Annotated in this window: 17 protein-coding genes; 4 read left to right on the top strand and 13 right to left on the bottom strand. The window is 62.2% G+C overall.

Features of this window, described 5'->3' with window-relative positions; translation table 11 throughout:
- Nucleotides 1-54 precede the first annotated feature (54 nt).
- Together ACE3TY_RS09110 and ACE3TY_RS09105 are read right to left on the bottom strand one after the other, a co-directional pair.
- On the bottom strand, nt 55-1,329 hold the full coding sequence (locus tag ACE3TY_RS09110) for an MFS transporter (protein ID WP_374652713.1): 1,275 nt from the start codon (nt 1,327-1,329) through the stop codon (nt 55-57).
- Complete coding sequence (locus ACE3TY_RS09105; RefSeq protein ID WP_374652712.1) at nt 1,313-2,203, bottom strand: EamA family transporter; 891 nt, start codon at nt 2,201-2,203, stop codon at nt 1,313-1,315. The genes ACE3TY_RS09110 and ACE3TY_RS09105 overlap by 17 nt, the downstream gene beginning before the upstream one ends.
- A 101-nt stretch (nt 2,204-2,304) precedes the next feature.
- Here ACE3TY_RS09105 and ACE3TY_RS09100 point away from each other — a divergent pair, with 101 nt between their 5' ends.
- Nucleotides 2,305-2,727, top strand: a complete 423-nt coding sequence (locus ACE3TY_RS09100; protein ID WP_374652711.1) for an HIT domain-containing protein — start codon at nt 2,305-2,307, stop codon at nt 2,725-2,727.
- Here ACE3TY_RS09100 and ACE3TY_RS09095 read toward each other — a convergent pair.
- Nucleotides 2,721-2,945: a hypothetical protein gene (locus tag ACE3TY_RS09095; protein WP_374652710.1), complete on the bottom strand. Its 225-nt coding sequence runs from the start codon at nt 2,943-2,945 to the stop codon at nt 2,721-2,723. The genes ACE3TY_RS09100 and ACE3TY_RS09095 overlap by 7 nt on opposite strands.
- 2 nt (nt 2,946-2,947) lie before the next feature.
- Nucleotides 2,948-3,745, bottom strand: coding sequence for a 5'-methylthioadenosine/adenosylhomocysteine nucleosidase (locus ACE3TY_RS09090; protein ID WP_374652709.1), 798 nt, complete (start codon nt 3,743-3,745; stop codon nt 2,948-2,950).
- Nucleotides 3,746-4,009: 264 nt separating this feature from the next.
- Here ACE3TY_RS09090 and ACE3TY_RS09085 point away from each other — a divergent pair, with 264 nt between their 5' ends.
- On the top strand, nt 4,010-4,669 hold the full coding sequence (locus ACE3TY_RS09085) for an OmpW family protein (protein ID WP_374652708.1): 660 nt from the start codon (nt 4,010-4,012) through the stop codon (nt 4,667-4,669).
- A 66-nt stretch (nt 4,670-4,735) separates the two neighbouring features.
- On the opposite strand, the gene ACE3TY_RS09080 is transcribed toward ACE3TY_RS09085, so the two are convergent.
- Genes ACE3TY_RS09080 through ACE3TY_RS09065 form a run of 4 tightly spaced genes read right to left on the bottom strand, consistent with a single transcriptional unit; the run spans nt 4,736 to nt 8,052 of the window.
- Nucleotides 4,736-5,254 (bottom strand): DUF934 domain-containing protein, encoded by a 519-nt coding sequence (locus ACE3TY_RS09080; RefSeq protein ID WP_374652707.1) that lies wholly within the window; start codon nt 5,252-5,254, stop codon nt 4,736-4,738.
- Nucleotides 5,217-6,899, bottom strand: a complete 1,683-nt coding sequence (locus ACE3TY_RS09075) for a nitrite/sulfite reductase (protein WP_374652706.1) — start codon at nt 6,897-6,899, stop codon at nt 5,217-5,219. The genes ACE3TY_RS09080 and ACE3TY_RS09075 overlap by 38 nt, the downstream gene beginning before the upstream one ends.
- 11 nt (nt 6,900-6,910) lie before the next feature.
- Nucleotides 6,911-7,216 (bottom strand): DUF2849 domain-containing protein, encoded by a 306-nt coding sequence (locus ACE3TY_RS09070; RefSeq protein ID WP_374652705.1) that lies wholly within the window; start codon nt 7,214-7,216, stop codon nt 6,911-6,913.
- Nucleotides 7,213-8,052 (bottom strand): NAD(P)-dependent oxidoreductase, encoded by an 840-nt coding sequence (locus ACE3TY_RS09065; protein WP_374652704.1) that lies wholly within the window; start codon nt 8,050-8,052, stop codon nt 7,213-7,215. Before ACE3TY_RS09065 ends, ACE3TY_RS09070 begins: the two co-directional genes overlap by 4 nt.
- A gap of 208 nt (nt 8,053-8,260) precedes the next feature.
- On the opposite strand from ACE3TY_RS09065, the gene ACE3TY_RS09060 reads away from it, so the two are divergent.
- Nucleotides 8,261-8,749 (top strand): transcriptional repressor, encoded by a 489-nt coding sequence (locus tag ACE3TY_RS09060; protein ID WP_374652703.1) that lies wholly within the window; start codon nt 8,261-8,263, stop codon nt 8,747-8,749.
- Here ACE3TY_RS09060 and ACE3TY_RS09055 read toward each other — a convergent pair.
- Nucleotides 8,746-9,288 carry an HD domain-containing protein gene (locus ACE3TY_RS09055; RefSeq protein WP_374652702.1) on the bottom strand — a complete coding sequence of 181 codons (543 nt, stop codon included), beginning with the start codon at nt 9,286-9,288 and terminating at the stop codon, nt 8,746-8,748. The two genes, ACE3TY_RS09060 and ACE3TY_RS09055, sit on opposite strands and share 4 nt — an antisense overlap.
- A complete protein-coding gene (locus ACE3TY_RS09050; RefSeq protein ID WP_374652701.1) occupies nt 9,285-10,427 on the bottom strand; it encodes a TauD/TfdA family dioxygenase in 1,143 nt (380 codons plus the stop codon). Before ACE3TY_RS09050 ends, ACE3TY_RS09055 begins: the two co-directional genes overlap by 4 nt.
- A gap of 104 nt (nt 10,428-10,531) precedes the next feature.
- Between ACE3TY_RS09050 and ACE3TY_RS09045 the strand changes: the two genes are divergently transcribed.
- Nucleotides 10,532-11,464, top strand: coding sequence for a LysR substrate-binding domain-containing protein (locus ACE3TY_RS09045; RefSeq protein ID WP_374652700.1), 933 nt, complete (start codon nt 10,532-10,534; stop codon nt 11,462-11,464).
- Here ACE3TY_RS09045 and phnY read toward each other — a convergent pair.
- From phnY to ACE3TY_RS09030, 3 genes are read right to left on the bottom strand one after another with little or no spacing between them, the layout of a single operon-like run.
- Complete coding sequence (gene phnY / locus ACE3TY_RS09040) at nt 11,430-12,857, bottom strand: phosphonoacetaldehyde dehydrogenase (protein ID WP_374652699.1); 1,428 nt, start codon at nt 12,855-12,857, stop codon at nt 11,430-11,432. The genes ACE3TY_RS09045 and phnY overlap by 35 nt on opposite strands.
- Nucleotides 12,858-12,868: 11 nt before the next feature.
- Nucleotides 12,869-14,119: a phosphonoacetate hydrolase gene (gene phnA, locus ACE3TY_RS09035; protein WP_374652698.1), complete on the bottom strand. Its 1,251-nt coding sequence runs from the start codon at nt 14,117-14,119 to the stop codon at nt 12,869-12,871.
- A gap of 4 nt (nt 14,120-14,123) precedes the next feature.
- On the bottom strand, nt 14,124-15,254 hold the full coding sequence (locus tag ACE3TY_RS09030; protein ID WP_374652697.1) for a 2-aminoethylphosphonate--pyruvate transaminase: 1,131 nt from the start codon (nt 15,252-15,254) through the stop codon (nt 14,124-14,126).
- Between the last annotated feature and the right edge of the window lie 103 nt (nt 15,255-15,357).

Raw genomic sequence — 15,357 nt, 5'->3', positions numbered from 1 at the left:
AAAGCATTCAATAATTGTCATCCCCGCGAAAGCGGGAATGACAATGGAAAAGACTCAGCGGTCGCCGGGATCTTCGTCGTTGTAGTAGAATTCCGGCAGCGGATCCGTGCGCGGATCGAGCGCGTTGGCGATGGCCGATGTCGTCTGCATCGAGACGAAACTCGTCTGTTCCGCGGACGGGCGCGCCTGACGGGCGAGCATGCGATAGAGGGTGAAGGCCGCGATGGCGGAGGCGACGACCGCCAGGTAGACGAACAGGGCCGACGGCCCGAAGCGGCCCATGAAGAACGAGGCAATGAGCGGCCCCACGGTGCCGCCGATGGCCCAGACGAGCAGCAAGCCGCCCGAGGCGCTCACCATGTCGGCACGGTCGACATAATCGTAGGCCTGGGCGACAGCCAGCGGATAGATCGTCGCAAGCGCCCCGCCCAGAAATACGACGGCAACCAGCAACGGCGTCAGCGCCGCGCCGCCAAGACTGAAGAAACTGAGCACGATGCTGGATACCACGCACATGCTGAGGACGCCGAGCAGGACCGTACGGCGGTCATAGCGGTCGGACAGCCGGCCGATGGGCCATTGCAGAACGAAGCCACCGAAAATAGGCACGCCCATGAACAGCGAAATCTGGAAGACGGAAAGATCGAGGCTGCCGGCATAGATCGCGCCCAACGCGTAGAACGCGCCCGACAGCATGCCGGCCCCCCAGGTGGCGACGACGCCGAGCGGCGAAGCGCGATAGAGAACGCCGAGCCCCAGGCGCCTGACATTCGCCAGCTCCGGTCCAGCCACGCGCGTCAGGACGACGGGCACGAGCGAGAGCGACATCAGCAGGGCGCCGAGGCAGAACAGGCCCAGCCCTTCGATCTCCAGCGCGTTGATGAGAAGCTGACCGATCAGGTAGGCAAGGGATGTCGTGACCAGGTAGATCGAGAGGACCTGGCCGCGCGCATCGTTGCTGCTCTTCACATTGAGCCAGCTCTCGATCGTGGCGTAGAGAGCAGCGAGGCAGAATCCGGTAAGGCCCCGCATCATCCCCCACAGGATGACGTTGAAGGCCAGCGCGTGAACGAGCGATGTCGCCGTAGCCAACGCGGCGAAGGCCGCGAAGGCGCGGATATGCCCGACACGGTGGATGATCCCCTGCCCCAGCACACTGCCCAGCATGAAGCCGAGATAGAAGGACGACATGACGAGGCCGGATATGTCCGGCGAGACATTCTCGATATCCATGCGCACGGGCAGCAGGATACCGATAAGGCCGTTGCCGAGCACAAGCAGCCCGGCACCGAACAGCAGGGAAAAGACGGGCCTAAGGGCGAGCAGCACTAACGGCAACCTCGGTTCGGGATTTGGGAGCACGCACAACGCAGAGCAGGCCGACGAGCGTAAGCGCGCCCGCCGCAATCTCCAGCGCGGACAGTTGTTCGCCCAGCATCAAGGCCGACGCGGCGATGCCGAAGACCGGCACCATCAGGGAGAACGGTGCCACGACACTTGCCGAATACAGGCGCAACAGATAGACCCAGAGCGAGAAGCCAACGATCGTCGACGCCCAAGCGATATAGAGCACCGACAGGATGCCGCTCCAGGAAAGCGCCGTCAGCGTCGCCAGGATGCGGTCCGGCCCCTCGAATATCCAGGAAAGCCCTAGCATCGGCAGCGGCGGGATGACGGCAACCCAGACGATCAGGTTGAGCATGTTGGGCGCCTTGGCCTGCTTCATCAGGATATTGGCATAGCCCCAGGCGCAAGCCGCCGCGACGACCAGCACCAGGCCGGCAAGACTTGTTTCCTGCGCCCGCTCGATTCCGATGAGGACAAGTCCGCCGGCCGCGAGGACTATTCCCGCCGACTGGATGGGCCGCAGCCGCTCGCCCAGCAGCAGAACGGCGAAGAGCACGGTAAAGAGCGCCTGCGCCTGCAGGACCAGGGACGAGAGGCCAGCCGGCATGCCAAGGTCCATCCCTAAGAAAAGCAGCCCGAACTTGACCACCCCGAAGACCAGGCCGATCGAGACGATCCACCGCCAACCGACGCATGGCTTGCCAACGAAGAACAGCATCGGAATTGCCACGGCCAGAAAACGAAGTGCCGACAGCAGGAAGGGCGGGAAATCCTTCAGGCCAATCTTGATGGCGACGAAATTGATTCCCCACAAGGCCGCCACCAGCAGCGCCAGCGCGATATGGATTGGCTTCATCTAAGTTCCACCTGATGACCGGTTATCATGTTAGCTTGCCCCAGTTCCGGATTCGGAAACAAGGCTGGAACCGATCGCGGCAGGCACCAAGGAGAGAGAATGTGAGCAAGGACACGTTCGCCTTACACCCGCAATTGTCGGCGGACACTTTTCCGGTGGGCGACTGGCCGCTCTGCCGCGTCCTCCGCATGAACGACCGGGGTTTCCCGTGGCTCATTCTGGTGCCCAGGGTTGCCGATATCCGCGAGATCATCGAACTTCCGGAGGCCGATCAGCAACGGCTGATGTCGGAGATTGCCCGGGCGAGCCGCGCGCTCAGCACCCTGCTCCGGCCGGACAAGCTCAATGTCGCGGCGCTCGGCAACGCCGTCCCCCAGCTTCATGTGCATGTCATTGCCCGATTCAAGACGGATCCGGCCTGGCCGCGGCCGATTTGGGGCGTCAAGCCCGCGGAACCGTTCGATGCGACTGCAGCCGAGCTGGAGATGGCGCGCCTGCGCACAGCGCTCGCCCCGTTTCAATAGGGCGCCCGGCCCTTGAACTCATGCCCGGTCAACAATCCGGCGATATGCAGGATGAGGGTGAAGCAGACCACAACGGCAACAAATTGAACGGCGACCCAGGGAATCCCGTGCATGCGGCGCTCATACGGGCGCCGCATCTGCAGATTGGCGAGTGCGGCCAAAGCCAGCGCCGTAACGAAGACCGCGCTGCTGATGAGAAGACCGGGACCGCCTGGCATCCTTACAATTCCCGAATGATCCGCCGCAAGACGATGGCGGCACCGGGCGCCACGGCGGCAACGAAGCGCTGGAAGTCGAGATGGCTCTCGCTGCCGGCAAGATCGCTGAGGCAGCGTACGACCACCACCGGCAATCCCAGCAGCGCGCCGACCTGAGCCACCGCGGCCCCCTCCATCTCGACAGCCTGGGCCGCGAAATCCCGATGCAGTCGGCGGCGGACAGTTTCGCTGTTGATGAACTGGTCGCCGGACAGAATGCGCCCCATCAGCACGCGTCGGGCCAATCCGTCCGGACGGCGGTGCGCGGTCGGCGCATCGGGCGACAGCAGGTCGCGCGGCAGGTCCGGCAAGGCGATTTCCTCTGCCACCCGCGTCAGCCGACCTGCGAGATCGGGTGGAAGATCGAAGGAATAGTCCCGGCGATGTTCGCCCAGGGGCGGTATGCCGGGGCGGAACGGCGTCAGCGCCGTGTCGTGCAGATGTCCGTAATCATGCTGTACCAGGGAATGCGCAATGATCGTATCGCCGATATGGAGGTTGGGATCGAGCCCACCGGCGACACCGCTGACCACCAGGCCGCGGCAGCCGAATTCGCGCGCCAGCAGCGCGGCCGTCACTGCAGAGGCCACTTTTCCGACGCCACTTTCAGCAACCACAACATCGTGTCCGTCGAGCCGGCCGATCGTCACCGTGCGGCCAAGCAGGTCATGCGTCTCCATGAACGACATGTGTTCTTTGAGAGCCGACTTTTCCTCGGCCATTGCGCAAATGACGGCCAAGGGAGCGTTCTGATCGGACATGACGTTCGGGCGCCGGACAATTGAGATTGAGCGGCGAAATCGTAGACAGCCGGCGCATTCCCGTCCAGCCCGGCGGCGGCAGCTCCTTCCTCCAGGCAGCCATGCCGACCGGGCATGGAAACAACGGGAAAAAGGCAACCGATGCGCCAACCTGTCACGCGGCATTCTGCCAAGCTGACATTGCCTCTTCATCGCCCCAATCTTCTTATGGGTTTGACAGTGAGTCTGTCCGCCCTGAGCATGTCTTTACGGGGATGAACAAGAATGAGCAGAAACCGCATCTGGCTCGCCGGCCTGGCCGTCGCGAGCGCACTCCTATTCGCAAATGCCGCCGCCGCGCAGGAGACGACCGAGCCCGGCAAAAGCGCCGGCGACTTTCTGATCCGCTTGCGTGGCATCGGGGTAATTCCGGCGGACAACGCAGACATCGACCCCATCGGCGGTGATACCGAACTCAGCAACACCGGTATGCCCGAAATCGACTTCACCTATTTCGTCACCGACAACATCGCGTTCGAGCTGATTGCCGCGACCACGCATCATAACGTTTCGGCGAAGAATACGTCGGCCGGCGATGTCGATCTCGGCGATGTCTGGCTGCTGCCGCCTACCCTGCTCGCTCAGTACCATTTCTTCCCGAAAGAGCGCTTCAGCCCCTATGTCGGCGCCGGTATCAACTACTCGATCTTCTACGCCGTGGACGAAGCCAAGAACAGCATCGCCACCGATGTCGATTACGAGAACAGCATCGGCTGGGCGCTGCAGATCGGTGTCGACTACCGTCTCGACGACAATTGGTACATCAACGCCGACGTCAAGCGCCTGTTCCTGGACACGGATGTAAACATCAACAATGGCGGCGTCAAAGCCGATGTCGATGTCGATCCATGGATCTTCGGCATGGGTATCGGCTACAAGTTCTAAAGACGGCAAGTGCGAAAAAGCCCGCGACCGGCCGGTCGCGGGCTTTCTTTTTCGGTCGAGTGGTTCCTATGCTGCGGCGGATTCCGCCACGCGCGGCAAGCCATGTCGCAAGTGCAGTGCCGTCTCGCGCTGGTCGCCGGCTGGTTGATAGAAGACCGAGAATTCGTTCAGTGCCTCGGCATAGCCCTCGACGCGCTTCTCCGCCGGCGGTTCGATCGTATCGATGCCGCAACGGAGCATGAAGAGATACTGGTCGCGCAGCACCTGGCCGAAGGCGCGGATCTCACCGCGATAGCTCAAGCGGTCCCGCAGCACGCGGGCATAGGAAAACGCGCGGCCGTCGGTGAACTTGGGAAACTCCAACGCCACCAGCGACAGATGATGGAGATCCTCGGCCAGCAGCAGCGGCGATTGATCGCTCTTCAGCGATACGCCGACGGCGGCATTGCGCTGACGCAAGCCCTCATGCTCGTTCCGCCACCGCTCCAGCGAGACGATGACCTTGGCACCTTCCGGCAGCGTGGCGTCGTCGGCGACGCGCACCCACTCATTCGGCTGCGGAACGCCGTTCCTTAAGACTGTCATAGACCTTCTCCTTGAAGGGTTCGATGCCGACACGGCGATAAGTATCGATGAAGCGCTCGGCACCGTCCCGACGCAGATCGATATAAGTATCGATCAATGTCTCGATCGCATCGGTGATCTGGTCATAGGAAAATGCCGGCCCCAGGATCTTGCCGATCGAGATATCCTCGGCCGACGAACCGCCCAGGGTGACCTGGTAGAATTCCTCGCCCTTCTTGTCGACGCCCAGAATACCGATATGGCCGACATGATGATGGCCGCAGGCATTGATGCAGCCCGAGATGTTGAGGCGCAGTTCGCCGATCTCGGCCAGCCGCTTTGGATCGCTGAAACGGCGTGAGAGCCGCTGCGCCACCGGGATCGAGCGGGCATTGGCGAGGTTGCAATAATCCAGGCCCGGGCAGGCGATGATATCGCTGACGAAGCCGATATTGGGCTCGGCCAGCTTCACCGCCTGGAGCCTGGTCCACAGGTCGAAAAGATCCTGCTTTTTCACATGCGGCAGCAGCAGGTTCTGCCGATGCGTGGCCCGCACTTCGCCGAAGCTATAGGTGTCGGCCAGATCCGCGACGACATCCATCTGGTCCGCCGTGATATCGCCAGGCGCGGCACCGACCGGCTTCAGCGAGATCGTGACGGCGGCATAGCCGTCGACCTTGTGCGGGTCGGTATTGGCGCGAACCCAGCGGGCGAAATCGGTATCGCCACTCTTCTTCGCTTCGAATTCCGGCACGAAAGCCGGCAGCTTCTCATAAGCGGGCGCCGCGAAATAGCTACGGATCCGGGTTACTTCCGCCTCGGGCAGCTTCAGCACGCTGTCCTTGATGCGCAGCCATTCCTCATCGACCTGACGCGCGAATTCCCCGGCACCAAGGGATTGGACCAGGATCTTGATGCGCGCCTTGTATATGTTGTCGCGGCGCCCATGCATGTTGTAGACGCGCAGCGTAGCGTCGAGATAGGAGAGCAGGTCCTCCTTCGCGACGAATGCCTTCACCAGCGGGCCGATGATCGGCGTGCGGCCCTGGCCGCCGCCGGTGTAGAAGGCAAAACCCACATCCCCCGCGCTGTTCTTCACGATCTTCAGGCCGATATCGTGCGTGCGCATCGCGGCCCGATCCTGATCGGCGGCGATGACCGCGATCTTGAACTTGCGCGGCAGATAGCTGAACTCAGGATGCAGGGTCGACCATTGCCGGATGATCTCGCCCCAGACCCGCGGATCCTCGATCTCGTCCGCCGCCACTCCGGCGAGGTGGTCCGCCGTCACGTTCCGGATGCAGTTGCCGCTGGTCTGGATAGCATGCATCTCGACATCGGCCAGATGCCGCAGGATTTCGGGTACGTCGTCGAGGCGCGGCCAATTGTACTGGATATTCTGGCGCGTCGTGAAATGGCCGTAACCCTTGTCGAAGCGCCGCGCGACGAAGGCCAGCTTGCGCATCTGTTTGGATGACAGTTCGCCATAGGGAATGGCGACGCGCAGCATGTAGGCATGAAGCTGCAGATAAAGGCCGTTCTTGAGGCGAAGCGGACGGAACTCCTCCTCCGTCAATTCGCCGGCGAGGCGGCGCGCCACCTGGCCCCGGAACTGCTCGGTCCGTTCGCGAACGAAGGTGGCATCGAATTGGTCGTAGCGATACATCGCTGCCTCGTTCAGTCGGAAATGCGGGCGGTCCACGACCCGTGGTCGATCGGAAACGTCGCGCTATGCGCGGCACGAATACGCTCGCGTGCGGAAGTCGGCTGGGGTTGACCCGCATCCACCCCGACCTCGATGAGGTAGGGGCCGACGATCACGCGCTGCTTGACGAATTCCTGGGTCGCGGCAAGAGCGGCGTCGGCGCTGGCCGGATCGGCATAGACGGCGCCGTCGGTAAAGGATTCGGACCAAGTACCTGCTTGCGTCCAGTAGATGGACTGGCCGCCGAGCAGCCACTGCGCAGTCACCATCTGGTTCATCCCATCACCCTCACATTGGCCGCAGGGATCTTCGGCGCGCGCGCCTTCAGGCGAACGATGCGCCGGCCAGCGGCGATCGGTTGGTCCCGCCAGATCTCGCGGACCGCATCGCGCCGCGCAAGATCGACGATTTCGGCAGCGATCCCGGCGTCGAACAGAACCATGTCCGCCTGCTGCAACGCGCGCAGCGCGCCAAGCGTCAAGCCGTCCACGTCATCGGGATCGATCAGCAGTTCCACGGTGCCGCCACGATCGGGCGCATGCCGGCCATTGATGGTGCGGATCACCTCGCGCGCCGCGTCGCGCTCCCGCCCTGCCAGCAGGGCCTTGGCAATGGGACCGTCGAAGAAGCCGGCCCAGAAATGGCGCCGGCTGTCGTGATCGGCGATCCGCGCATGAACGGCACCACGGAACCGGCGCGCGAACTGCGCCAGCCGCTCGATCCCATGCGGCAGGGCGGCCTCTATGGCAGCGCGGACACGCTGCGCCAGGACCGGCGAACCGCCATTGGTCGAGATTGCCACGACGATCTCGCCGCGATCAACGATCGCCGGCATGATGAAGTCGGAAAGCTCAGGCCGGTCCACCACATTCACCGGAACGCCCGCCTCCCGCGCGGCGCGGGAGACCGCGGCGTCCAGCACCGCGTCACCGCTGGCGCCGATCACCAACGCCTTGCCGGCAACGAGGGCCGGACTGAAGCGATCGGCGGGCACGACGCTGACCAATGCACCGGAGGCCTGGAGCAAACGCAGCTTCGCCATGGCCATGCCGCCCGCGCCGACCACAAGGACCGGTCGGTTTTCCAGACGCATGAACAACGGAAACGCACGCATCGCAAACCTATTCACACAAGTGAAATGGGATATACCGAAGGCTCTCCTACCGGCAATAATGTTTGATATATGCGGGCCTCTTCGAGCGTCAATGTATTTTTACACTGTGAAATTATTATTCACACTAGTATGAGATATTTTAACAGCAGGACCGGCGGCGGATGAGCGGCTATAATGCGCTGGACTCGACGCTACGGACGTTGAAACGATGGACAAATCCGCCAGCCGGGCCACCGCCCCGCACGATCATGCGCATTGCCAGAGCGAGGCCCTGTCCCGGGCGGAAGCGCTTTGCGAGGAACGCGGCGCACGCCTGACGCCGCTGCGCCGCAAGGTGCTGGAACTGATCTGGAACAGCCACCAGCCGGTCGGTGCCTACGCCATTCTCGACCACCTGCGGGAAGGAGACCGGGGCGCCGCCCCGCCGACCGTCTACCGCGCTCTCGATTTCCTGATGGAACAGGGGCTGATCCACAAGCTGGAGAGCCTCAACGCCTTCATCGGCTGCGATCATCCGGAAAACCGGCATGTCAGCCAGTTCCTGATCTGCACCAAATGCGGCTCGGCGGTCGAGATCCAGGACGCCGGCATCTCAAATGCGGTCAAAAAGAGTGCGGCCGCTGCCGGTTTCTCGGTCAGCCGCCTCACCATCGAATTGCAGGGCCTCTGCCCCAATTGCGGCAGGGCCGCCGCTTAGGGATTCCGGCAGCTCTCGATATATTGTTCGAAGTGACCGAGATCCGGCACGTCCCAACCCTCGATCTTGCCTTCATCGTCCCACCGCCGCAGTTGAATCCCCTCGCGGAAATAGGGTTCCCTTTCGAAGGCCTTCATCTCTTCCGGCGACATCAGCCCGCCCTGCAGCTTGAGCGACAATAGCGATGCCTCCGAAAGAAGGTCGTAATAGCCCTTTTCCTTGGTCGCGAGATAGCGCTTGGCGGCAACGTGCAGGCGGACGGGCTCAGAAACTTCCGGGCCGAAATATTGCGACAGCCAGGCCGAACCCAGGCTTTCGTGAACGGTATCGATGCCCTTGTCAGCAATATCCTCCGGCAAATCGTGCAGCATGTGGCCGATATCGTGCAGCAGTGAAGCGACGATCAAAGCCGGCGTCGCGCCATCGCGTTCCGCGCAGTAACCGCACTGCAGAGCATGATCGAGCTGGCTGACGCCCTCGCCATAGCTCTGCTGCCCGCGCTTGTCGAAGGCCGCGCGGACGGCACGCATCGTGTTCATGCAGCAACTCCCTTTTTCTCGTTCAATGTCCGGCGCAAGACACGCGCGCGGCTCTCCAGTCCATCCTTGTCGACATAGCAGCCCTGCAGATGCCGCCGCCCGCGCGACGGGTCGAAGGCCGTCCGCCCGTGCAGGGCGCGGTCATTCCGCATAACCACGCAATCGCCGGGCTCCAGTCGGAAAATCAGTTCGCCATCGGGCCGATGCAATACATCCGCCAGCTTGCGATATGCGGCAAACCACGATTCGACAATCTCGACCGGCGCATCGAGCCAGTCGAGCGATCGGTTGTTGAAATGGACGCCGACGATGTCGCCATCCTCATCGACCGAGATCAGGGTCTGGCGTGCCCTGAGATCCGCATCGCCGGAGCGGAAGCGGAAATCGACGGGTACGCGCGCGAGCAGATCGAACGCCGCCGGATCCTCCTTGCGCAGGATCGAAGCGGCATTGAAGCCATCGACCAGCAAGGTGTCGCCACCAGGCGCGTCCGACAATAGGCAATGCAGCAATTGCACGCCCGGCGTCGGATCGCGATAGGGATTGTCGGAATGAACGCCAAGTCCGATCGGCGTGTAGGCAAGATTGGTCGGATTGGGGACCGACATGACGTCGAAATAGGTGCCGTAATTGGTAACGCGCACAAAGCCGAGACGGTTGGCGATAGCCAGTACCGTTTCCGGCACGACGGGAGAGTGCCGGATGAGGCCGAAACCATGGGCGTGGTAGCCATCGAGAAAAGCAAGTTCCGCGGCCGGCGCGGCCGTCATCTGCCGCCAGTCGCCGACGGGCATCGCCTCGCCGATGTTTCCGCTCCAAAGCGTGGGCCGCTGCTTGCGTGCCCTCCGCGCCGACGGCGACAGATTGCGATCCTCCAGCCAATCTTGCGTGAAGGTCGAGACATGTCCGTCCGGTGCCCACGTGATCCTGACGACGTCGTCCCCCTGCCGCACAGCCTGGGCGATAGCCAGATCCGTCGGCAGGTCGGTGATCTCGTAAAGCCGCTGGCCGTTCCCGGGATGCCGGCACTGAGCACAGCGGCAATTGTCCCGCAGCCAGATAGCGGGAAATGTCGCCACGCCCCCACCCTGCCAAGCGACGGAGATGCTGCTGGAGGTACTGTTGAGACTGTCGATCATGGCGACCTCGATTGAGTTGAACCGATGCGATGATGAACCAGCTTGCAGCCTGCGACAAATGAGCCTAGCTTGGCGCATCCTTAAGTACTGCTTAAAGATAGATCATGCGCCCTGCCCCGCCGCCTTTTCCCTGGCTCCGCGCTTTCGAAGCCACGGCGCGGCACCTCAGCATGACCCGGGCAGCCGCGGAACTGAACGTCAGTGCTTCCGCCGTCAGCCAGCAGATCGCGTCGCTCGAGGCCTATCTCGAGCGCCCTCTCTTTCGCCGCGCCAACCGGCGACTGATGCTGACGGCGAGCGGCGCGCTTATCGCACCCAAGCTCGGCAACGCGCTCAATCTGCTGCATGAGGCGATCGACGATTCGCTGCCCGCACGGCGCCGGCAGACGCTCAGCGTGAAGGTTACAACCTCCTTCGGCAGCCAGTGGCTGATGAACCGGCTCGATGGATTCCGCACCCGGCATCCGAATCTCACTGTCCAGGTTTCGGCAACGGCCGAACCGATCGAAAGCGACCGCTCGACGGCGGAGATCGAAATCCGGTACGGGACTGGCGACTGGCCGGATGTCGAGGCGTCGCTGCTGGTGGAGGAGTATATCTTTCCGGTCTGTCATCCTGACCTGCTGCGGCGCAAGCCGGCCCTGACATCCCCCAAGGATCTCGCACGGCACGACCTCATCGATGTCCCCGGTTACCCGCAGGGCTGGTCGGATTGGCTGCGGGCGGCAAAAATCTCCTTCGACTGGATGAAGCATCGCATTGCCGTCGATCAGTCGGTAATGGCGATTCAGCTGGCGCTCGAGGGGCGGGGCGTCGCTCTCGGCCGTTCGCCGCTTATCCAGCGGGAACTCGCCGACGGGCGCCTCGTGGCACCCTTTCCGCGCCAAGTGAAAACCGGTGCCGGATATTGGGTGGTCCACCGCCGCCGCAATGCCGAGGCGCGCAAGATGCTGGCTTTCAAGACCTGGCTCCTCACGCAGACGTCCGCTTCCCCACCGAAAATCACCAGGGCAAGGAATAAGTCTTCACATTCGTGAAACATTTCATCGCTTCGATCACGCCCTCCTTGTAGCCAAGGCCGGAATCCTTGATACCGCCGAAGGGTGACATTTCGATGCGATAGCCCGGTACTTCCCGGACATTCACAGTGCCGACCTCCAGCTCCCTCACAAAGCGGGTGACGTAGTCGAGCCGGTTGGTACAGATGCCGGAGGACAAGCCATAGGCCGTCGAATTCGAAACACGAATGGCCTCGTCTATATTCTTGACGCGAATAACCGGAGAGACCGGGCCGAACGTCTCGATGCGGACCAGATCGCAATCGTAAGGCACATGATCGACGACAGTCGGCGAATAGAGGGCGCCCTTGCGGATATTGCCATAGAGCAGCTTGGCGCCGTGGGCAACGGCATCGTTGACCTTGTCCTCGCAATAGCGGGCCGAAGCCTCGTCGATCACGGTGCCCATGTCGGTTTCCAGGTCCATCGGGTCGCCATATCTGATCTTCCTGGTCTTCTCCAGCAGCAGTTCGACGAAGCGATCCGCGACGCTCTCGACCACGATCATGCGCTTTACCGCCGTGCAGCGCTGGCCGGAATTCTTATAGGAGCCGGCCACGGCAAGCGTTGCCGCCTCTTCGATATCCGCATCCTCCATGACGATGAGAGGATCGTTGCCGCCCAACTCCAAGACGGCGCGACGATAGCCCATATTCGCCGATATATATTTGCCAACCGAAACGCCGCCGGTGAAGGTGATCAGGTCGACATTCGGATCGGTCAGCAGCGCGTCGGCAATCTCGCCCGGATCGCCGGTGACGACTTGAAACATCTCCTTCGGCAGGCCGGCTTCGTAAAGCACATCGGCCAGGACCAGCGCCGTGAGCGGCGTCTTTTCGGATGGCTTCAGTACCATGCGGTTATTGGTGGCAATCGAGGGCGCTACCTTGTGAGCTACCTGGTTCAAGGGATGATTGAAGGGCGTAATTGCCGATATGGCGTTCAGCAGCGGATCGCGCTGGGTATAGATACGGCGCTTCTTGCCATGGGGCGTGATATCGCAGGAGAAAATCTCGCCGTCGTCCTTGAGCACGATGCTGGAGGCAAGGTGGAACACGTCATAGGCGCGCCCCACTTCATAGAGCGTGTCCTTGAGACAGAGGCCGGATTCCGCCGTGATCAGCTCGGCAATCTCTTGACGGCGGCTGACCAGGATTTCGGCCGTCTTGCGCAGGATCTGGCCGCGGTCGGCGCGGCTCAGCGTCGCCCTGTAGTTCTTCGCCGTGCGGAAGGCGCTGGCAACGTCGTCGAGGCTTGCCTTGGGGCAGGTGCCGATCACTTCGTTGGTATAGGGATTGAACACTTCGAAATGGCGGTCTCCAGCGGTCGAGCTGTTCACGGTCCGCATCTTTTCCCTGCGCAGGATACCCATGGCGCGTTTCCTCAAATGGCTTTCTTCTGCGGCTGGGCCGCGGGGATGGCATAGTTGCAGGCCAGGTCGAACGCACTGAAATTGCGCAACCGATAGCCCACGGGCAAAGCCTTGAGCTTCCTGTTGACGATGACCGGCACCTGTTGCTCGGTCATGCCACCATGGGAGCGCAAGGGCACGGTAAGGCCGGAAAGGTCATGCCGAGCCACGGCCGTGCCCAGCGCGACATTCTTGGCCGAAACGGCAATGACATCGCCAACACGATCTTCCGGCAGCTCAAAGCGGCGGCAACCTTCGGTGCGATCGAGCACCAGCTCCATGCCCGGCAGCTTTGCCAGACGCGCAATGATGTCCTTGTGATCGACGTTGTCGGGCAGATAGATCGTGGCAAACGACCCCAGCGCGCCGTGATGAACGACATAGGGATCGGTGATCGGCAGGATGACGCGCGCCACGCCGCCGCCCAGCCAAGCATCCAACGTGTCCTGCAGATAGATCACTTGCGGTTGACCGTCGGCACCGTGTTTGTCGTTCATGCCATGATCGGCGGTAAAGACAATGGTGGCGCCCAACGCCTCGATCTGGCCGAGATAGCCGTCCATCATGCGGTAGAAATCGTTGGCGACCGGCGTGCCCGGCGCATGCTTGTGTTGGATATAGTCTGTCGTCGAGAGATACATGATATCCGGCTGTTCGCTCCGCATCAGCTTGACACCGGCGGCAAAGACGAATTCGGACAGGTCGGCGCTGTAGACCGAGGGCAGCGGCAGGCCGACGAAGCCAAGCGCATTGTCGATCCCATGCTCAGCCTTCGTGGTCTGATCGGCCTTCTCCGCCGAGAAGCAAATTCCCTTGAGGCCCTTGCCCAGCAGCAGGCGCAGCTTGTCCTTGGCCGTCACCACGGCGACTTTCGCCCCTTCGCGGGCGAAAGCGGCCAGGATCGTGTCGGCGCGCAGGAATTTCGGATCGTTCATCATTACCTCCTGCCCGCTTTCGCGGTCGAAGAGGTAGTTGCCGCATATACCGTGAACAGAGGGTGGCGCACCGGTGACGATGGAAAGATTGTTCGGATTGGTGAAGCTCGGCACCACGCAATCGCCGATGAGATCGCTACCCTTGGCAATGGCGCCTTCCAGCCAGGGCATCATTCCGGCCTTCAACGCTTCCTTCAGATAGTCCGGCTCGCAGCCGTCGACGCAGACGACGACGATGGGCTCCTGCGGCCAGGCGTAGCTCTTGCCGTTGACACTGATGGATTTCATGGGATTACTCCGCCGCCTTGCGCGCCGGGGCGCCACTCTTCACATTCATTTCCGCAAGCACCGCCGAGACGGCCACCAGAAACGCGTTCATCTCAACCTCGCCAAGGCGTCCGATGCAGCCGATGCGGAAGGAATCCGCGACGGTAAGCTTGCCCGGATAGATGACGAAATTCCGCTCGCGCAGCTTGTCGTAGAAGATCTGGAACTGGAAATTCGGATCGGCCGGCATGTGGAAGGTGACGATGATCGGCGCCTGCAGATGGTCGGGCAGCAGCGTCTCGAAACCCAGGCGGCGCATACCGTCGACAAGGATTCTGCAGTTGTTGCGATAGCGCCCGCCTCGGCCGGCGATGCCGCCCTCGGCCTCATGCTCGTTCAAGGCCTGGTCGAAGGCGACGATGCAGTGGATCGGCGGGGTGAAGCGATATTGCCTGGTCTTCTCGATATTCTGCCACTGATCGAAAAGGTCGAGCGTCAGCGCATGGGCATTGCCCTGGGTCTGCTGCAACGCGGTGACGCGGCACAGCACGAAGCCAAGGCCTGGCACACCTTCGATGCACTTGTTCGACGATGCCGCCAATGCGTCGAAAGGCACCTTGCGGCTGTCGAGTTCGATCGCGCCGAAGGCGCTCATGGCATCGACCAGCAGGCGCTTGCCGGCATCCGCAACGATCTGCGCCACCTCGGCCACCGGGTTGAGCACACCGGAGGTCGTCTCGCATTGCACGATGGCGACATGGGTGATGGCTGGATCTCGGCCAAGGGCCAGCTTCACCAGATTGGGATCGACCGGCATATCCTCGGCCCATTCCAGCGTGCTATGCGCGCGCTTGGCGACCGCGCAGATCTTCTCCATGCGCTTGCCATAGGCGCCGTTGATGAGGATCAGCAGCTTGTCCTTCGGCCCGACGAAGGTGCCGATCATGGCTTCGACCGCGAAGGTGCCGCTGCCCTGCATCGGTACCGTGGTGAACGCACCCTGCCCGCCGATGAGGTTCACCAGGCGCTGGCGCATGCGGTCGTTGATGGCGATGAAGCCGGCGTCGCGCGAGCCCCAATCATGCAGCATCGATTGCTTCACACTCATGGAGGTGGTGAGCGGACCTGGGGTCAGCAGCCAGGGATCTTGAGCCATGTCGTCTGTTTCCTCGAAATTCGGGCCGGCGGCAGCATCGCCGATTCATGTTGCAGCAGGATGCGCCCGGCCTTAGCATAAGTCCAATCGCTATATACGATCC

This window comes from Dongia sp., from assembly GCF_041918875.1.
Classification (GTDB): domain Bacteria; phylum Pseudomonadota; class Alphaproteobacteria; order Dongiales; family Dongiaceae; genus Dongia.
The sequence above is the reverse complement of the archived record's forward strand: the minus strand, read 5'-3'. Positions and strand labels throughout refer to the sequence as shown.

Excerpts from the sequence above, each read along its gene's own strand:
- ACE3TY_RS09050 (WP_374652701.1), bottom strand. The coding sequence starts at position 10,427 with ATGATCGACAGTCTCAACAGTACCTCCAGCAGCATCTCCGTCGCTTGG.
- ACE3TY_RS09030 (WP_374652697.1), bottom strand. The coding sequence starts at position 15,254 with ATGGCTCAAGATCCCTGGCTGCTGACCCCAGGTCCGCTCACCACCTCC.
- ACE3TY_RS09095 (WP_374652710.1), bottom strand. The coding sequence starts at position 2,945 with ATGCCAGGCGGTCCCGGTCTTCTCATCAGCAGCGCGGTCTTCGTTACG.
- phnY (WP_374652699.1), bottom strand. The coding sequence starts at position 12,857 with ATGGGTATCCTGCGCAGGGAAAAGATGCGGACCGTGAACAGCTCGACC.
- ACE3TY_RS09075 (WP_374652706.1), bottom strand. The coding sequence starts at position 6,899 with ATGTATCGCTACGACCAATTCGATGCCACCTTCGTTCGCGAACGGACC.
- ACE3TY_RS09070 (WP_374652705.1), bottom strand. The coding sequence starts at position 7,216 with ATGAACCAGATGGTGACTGCGCAGTGGCTGCTCGGCGGCCAGTCCATC.
- ACE3TY_RS09045 (WP_374652700.1), top strand. The coding sequence starts at position 10,532 with ATGCGCCCTGCCCCGCCGCCTTTTCCCTGGCTCCGCGCTTTCGAAGCC.
- ACE3TY_RS09065 (WP_374652704.1), bottom strand. The coding sequence starts at position 8,052 with ATGCGTGCGTTTCCGTTGTTCATGCGTCTGGAAAACCGACCGGTCCTT.
- ACE3TY_RS09090 (WP_374652709.1), bottom strand. The coding sequence starts at position 3,745 with ATGTCCGATCAGAACGCTCCCTTGGCCGTCATTTGCGCAATGGCCGAG.
- ACE3TY_RS09080 (WP_374652707.1), bottom strand. The coding sequence starts at position 5,254 with ATGACAGTCTTAAGGAACGGCGTTCCGCAGCCGAATGAGTGGGTGCGC.
- phnA (WP_374652698.1), bottom strand. The coding sequence starts at position 14,119 with ATGAAATCCATCAGTGTCAACGGCAAGAGCTACGCCTGGCCGCAGGAG.
- ACE3TY_RS09105 (WP_374652712.1), bottom strand. The coding sequence starts at position 2,203 with ATGAAGCCAATCCATATCGCGCTGGCGCTGCTGGTGGCGGCCTTGTGG.
- ACE3TY_RS09060 (WP_374652703.1), top strand. The coding sequence starts at position 8,261 with ATGGACAAATCCGCCAGCCGGGCCACCGCCCCGCACGATCATGCGCAT.
- ACE3TY_RS09085 (WP_374652708.1), top strand. The coding sequence starts at position 4,010 with ATGAGCAGAAACCGCATCTGGCTCGCCGGCCTGGCCGTCGCGAGCGCA.
- ACE3TY_RS09055 (WP_374652702.1), bottom strand. The coding sequence starts at position 9,288 with ATGAACACGATGCGTGCCGTCCGCGCGGCCTTCGACAAGCGCGGGCAG.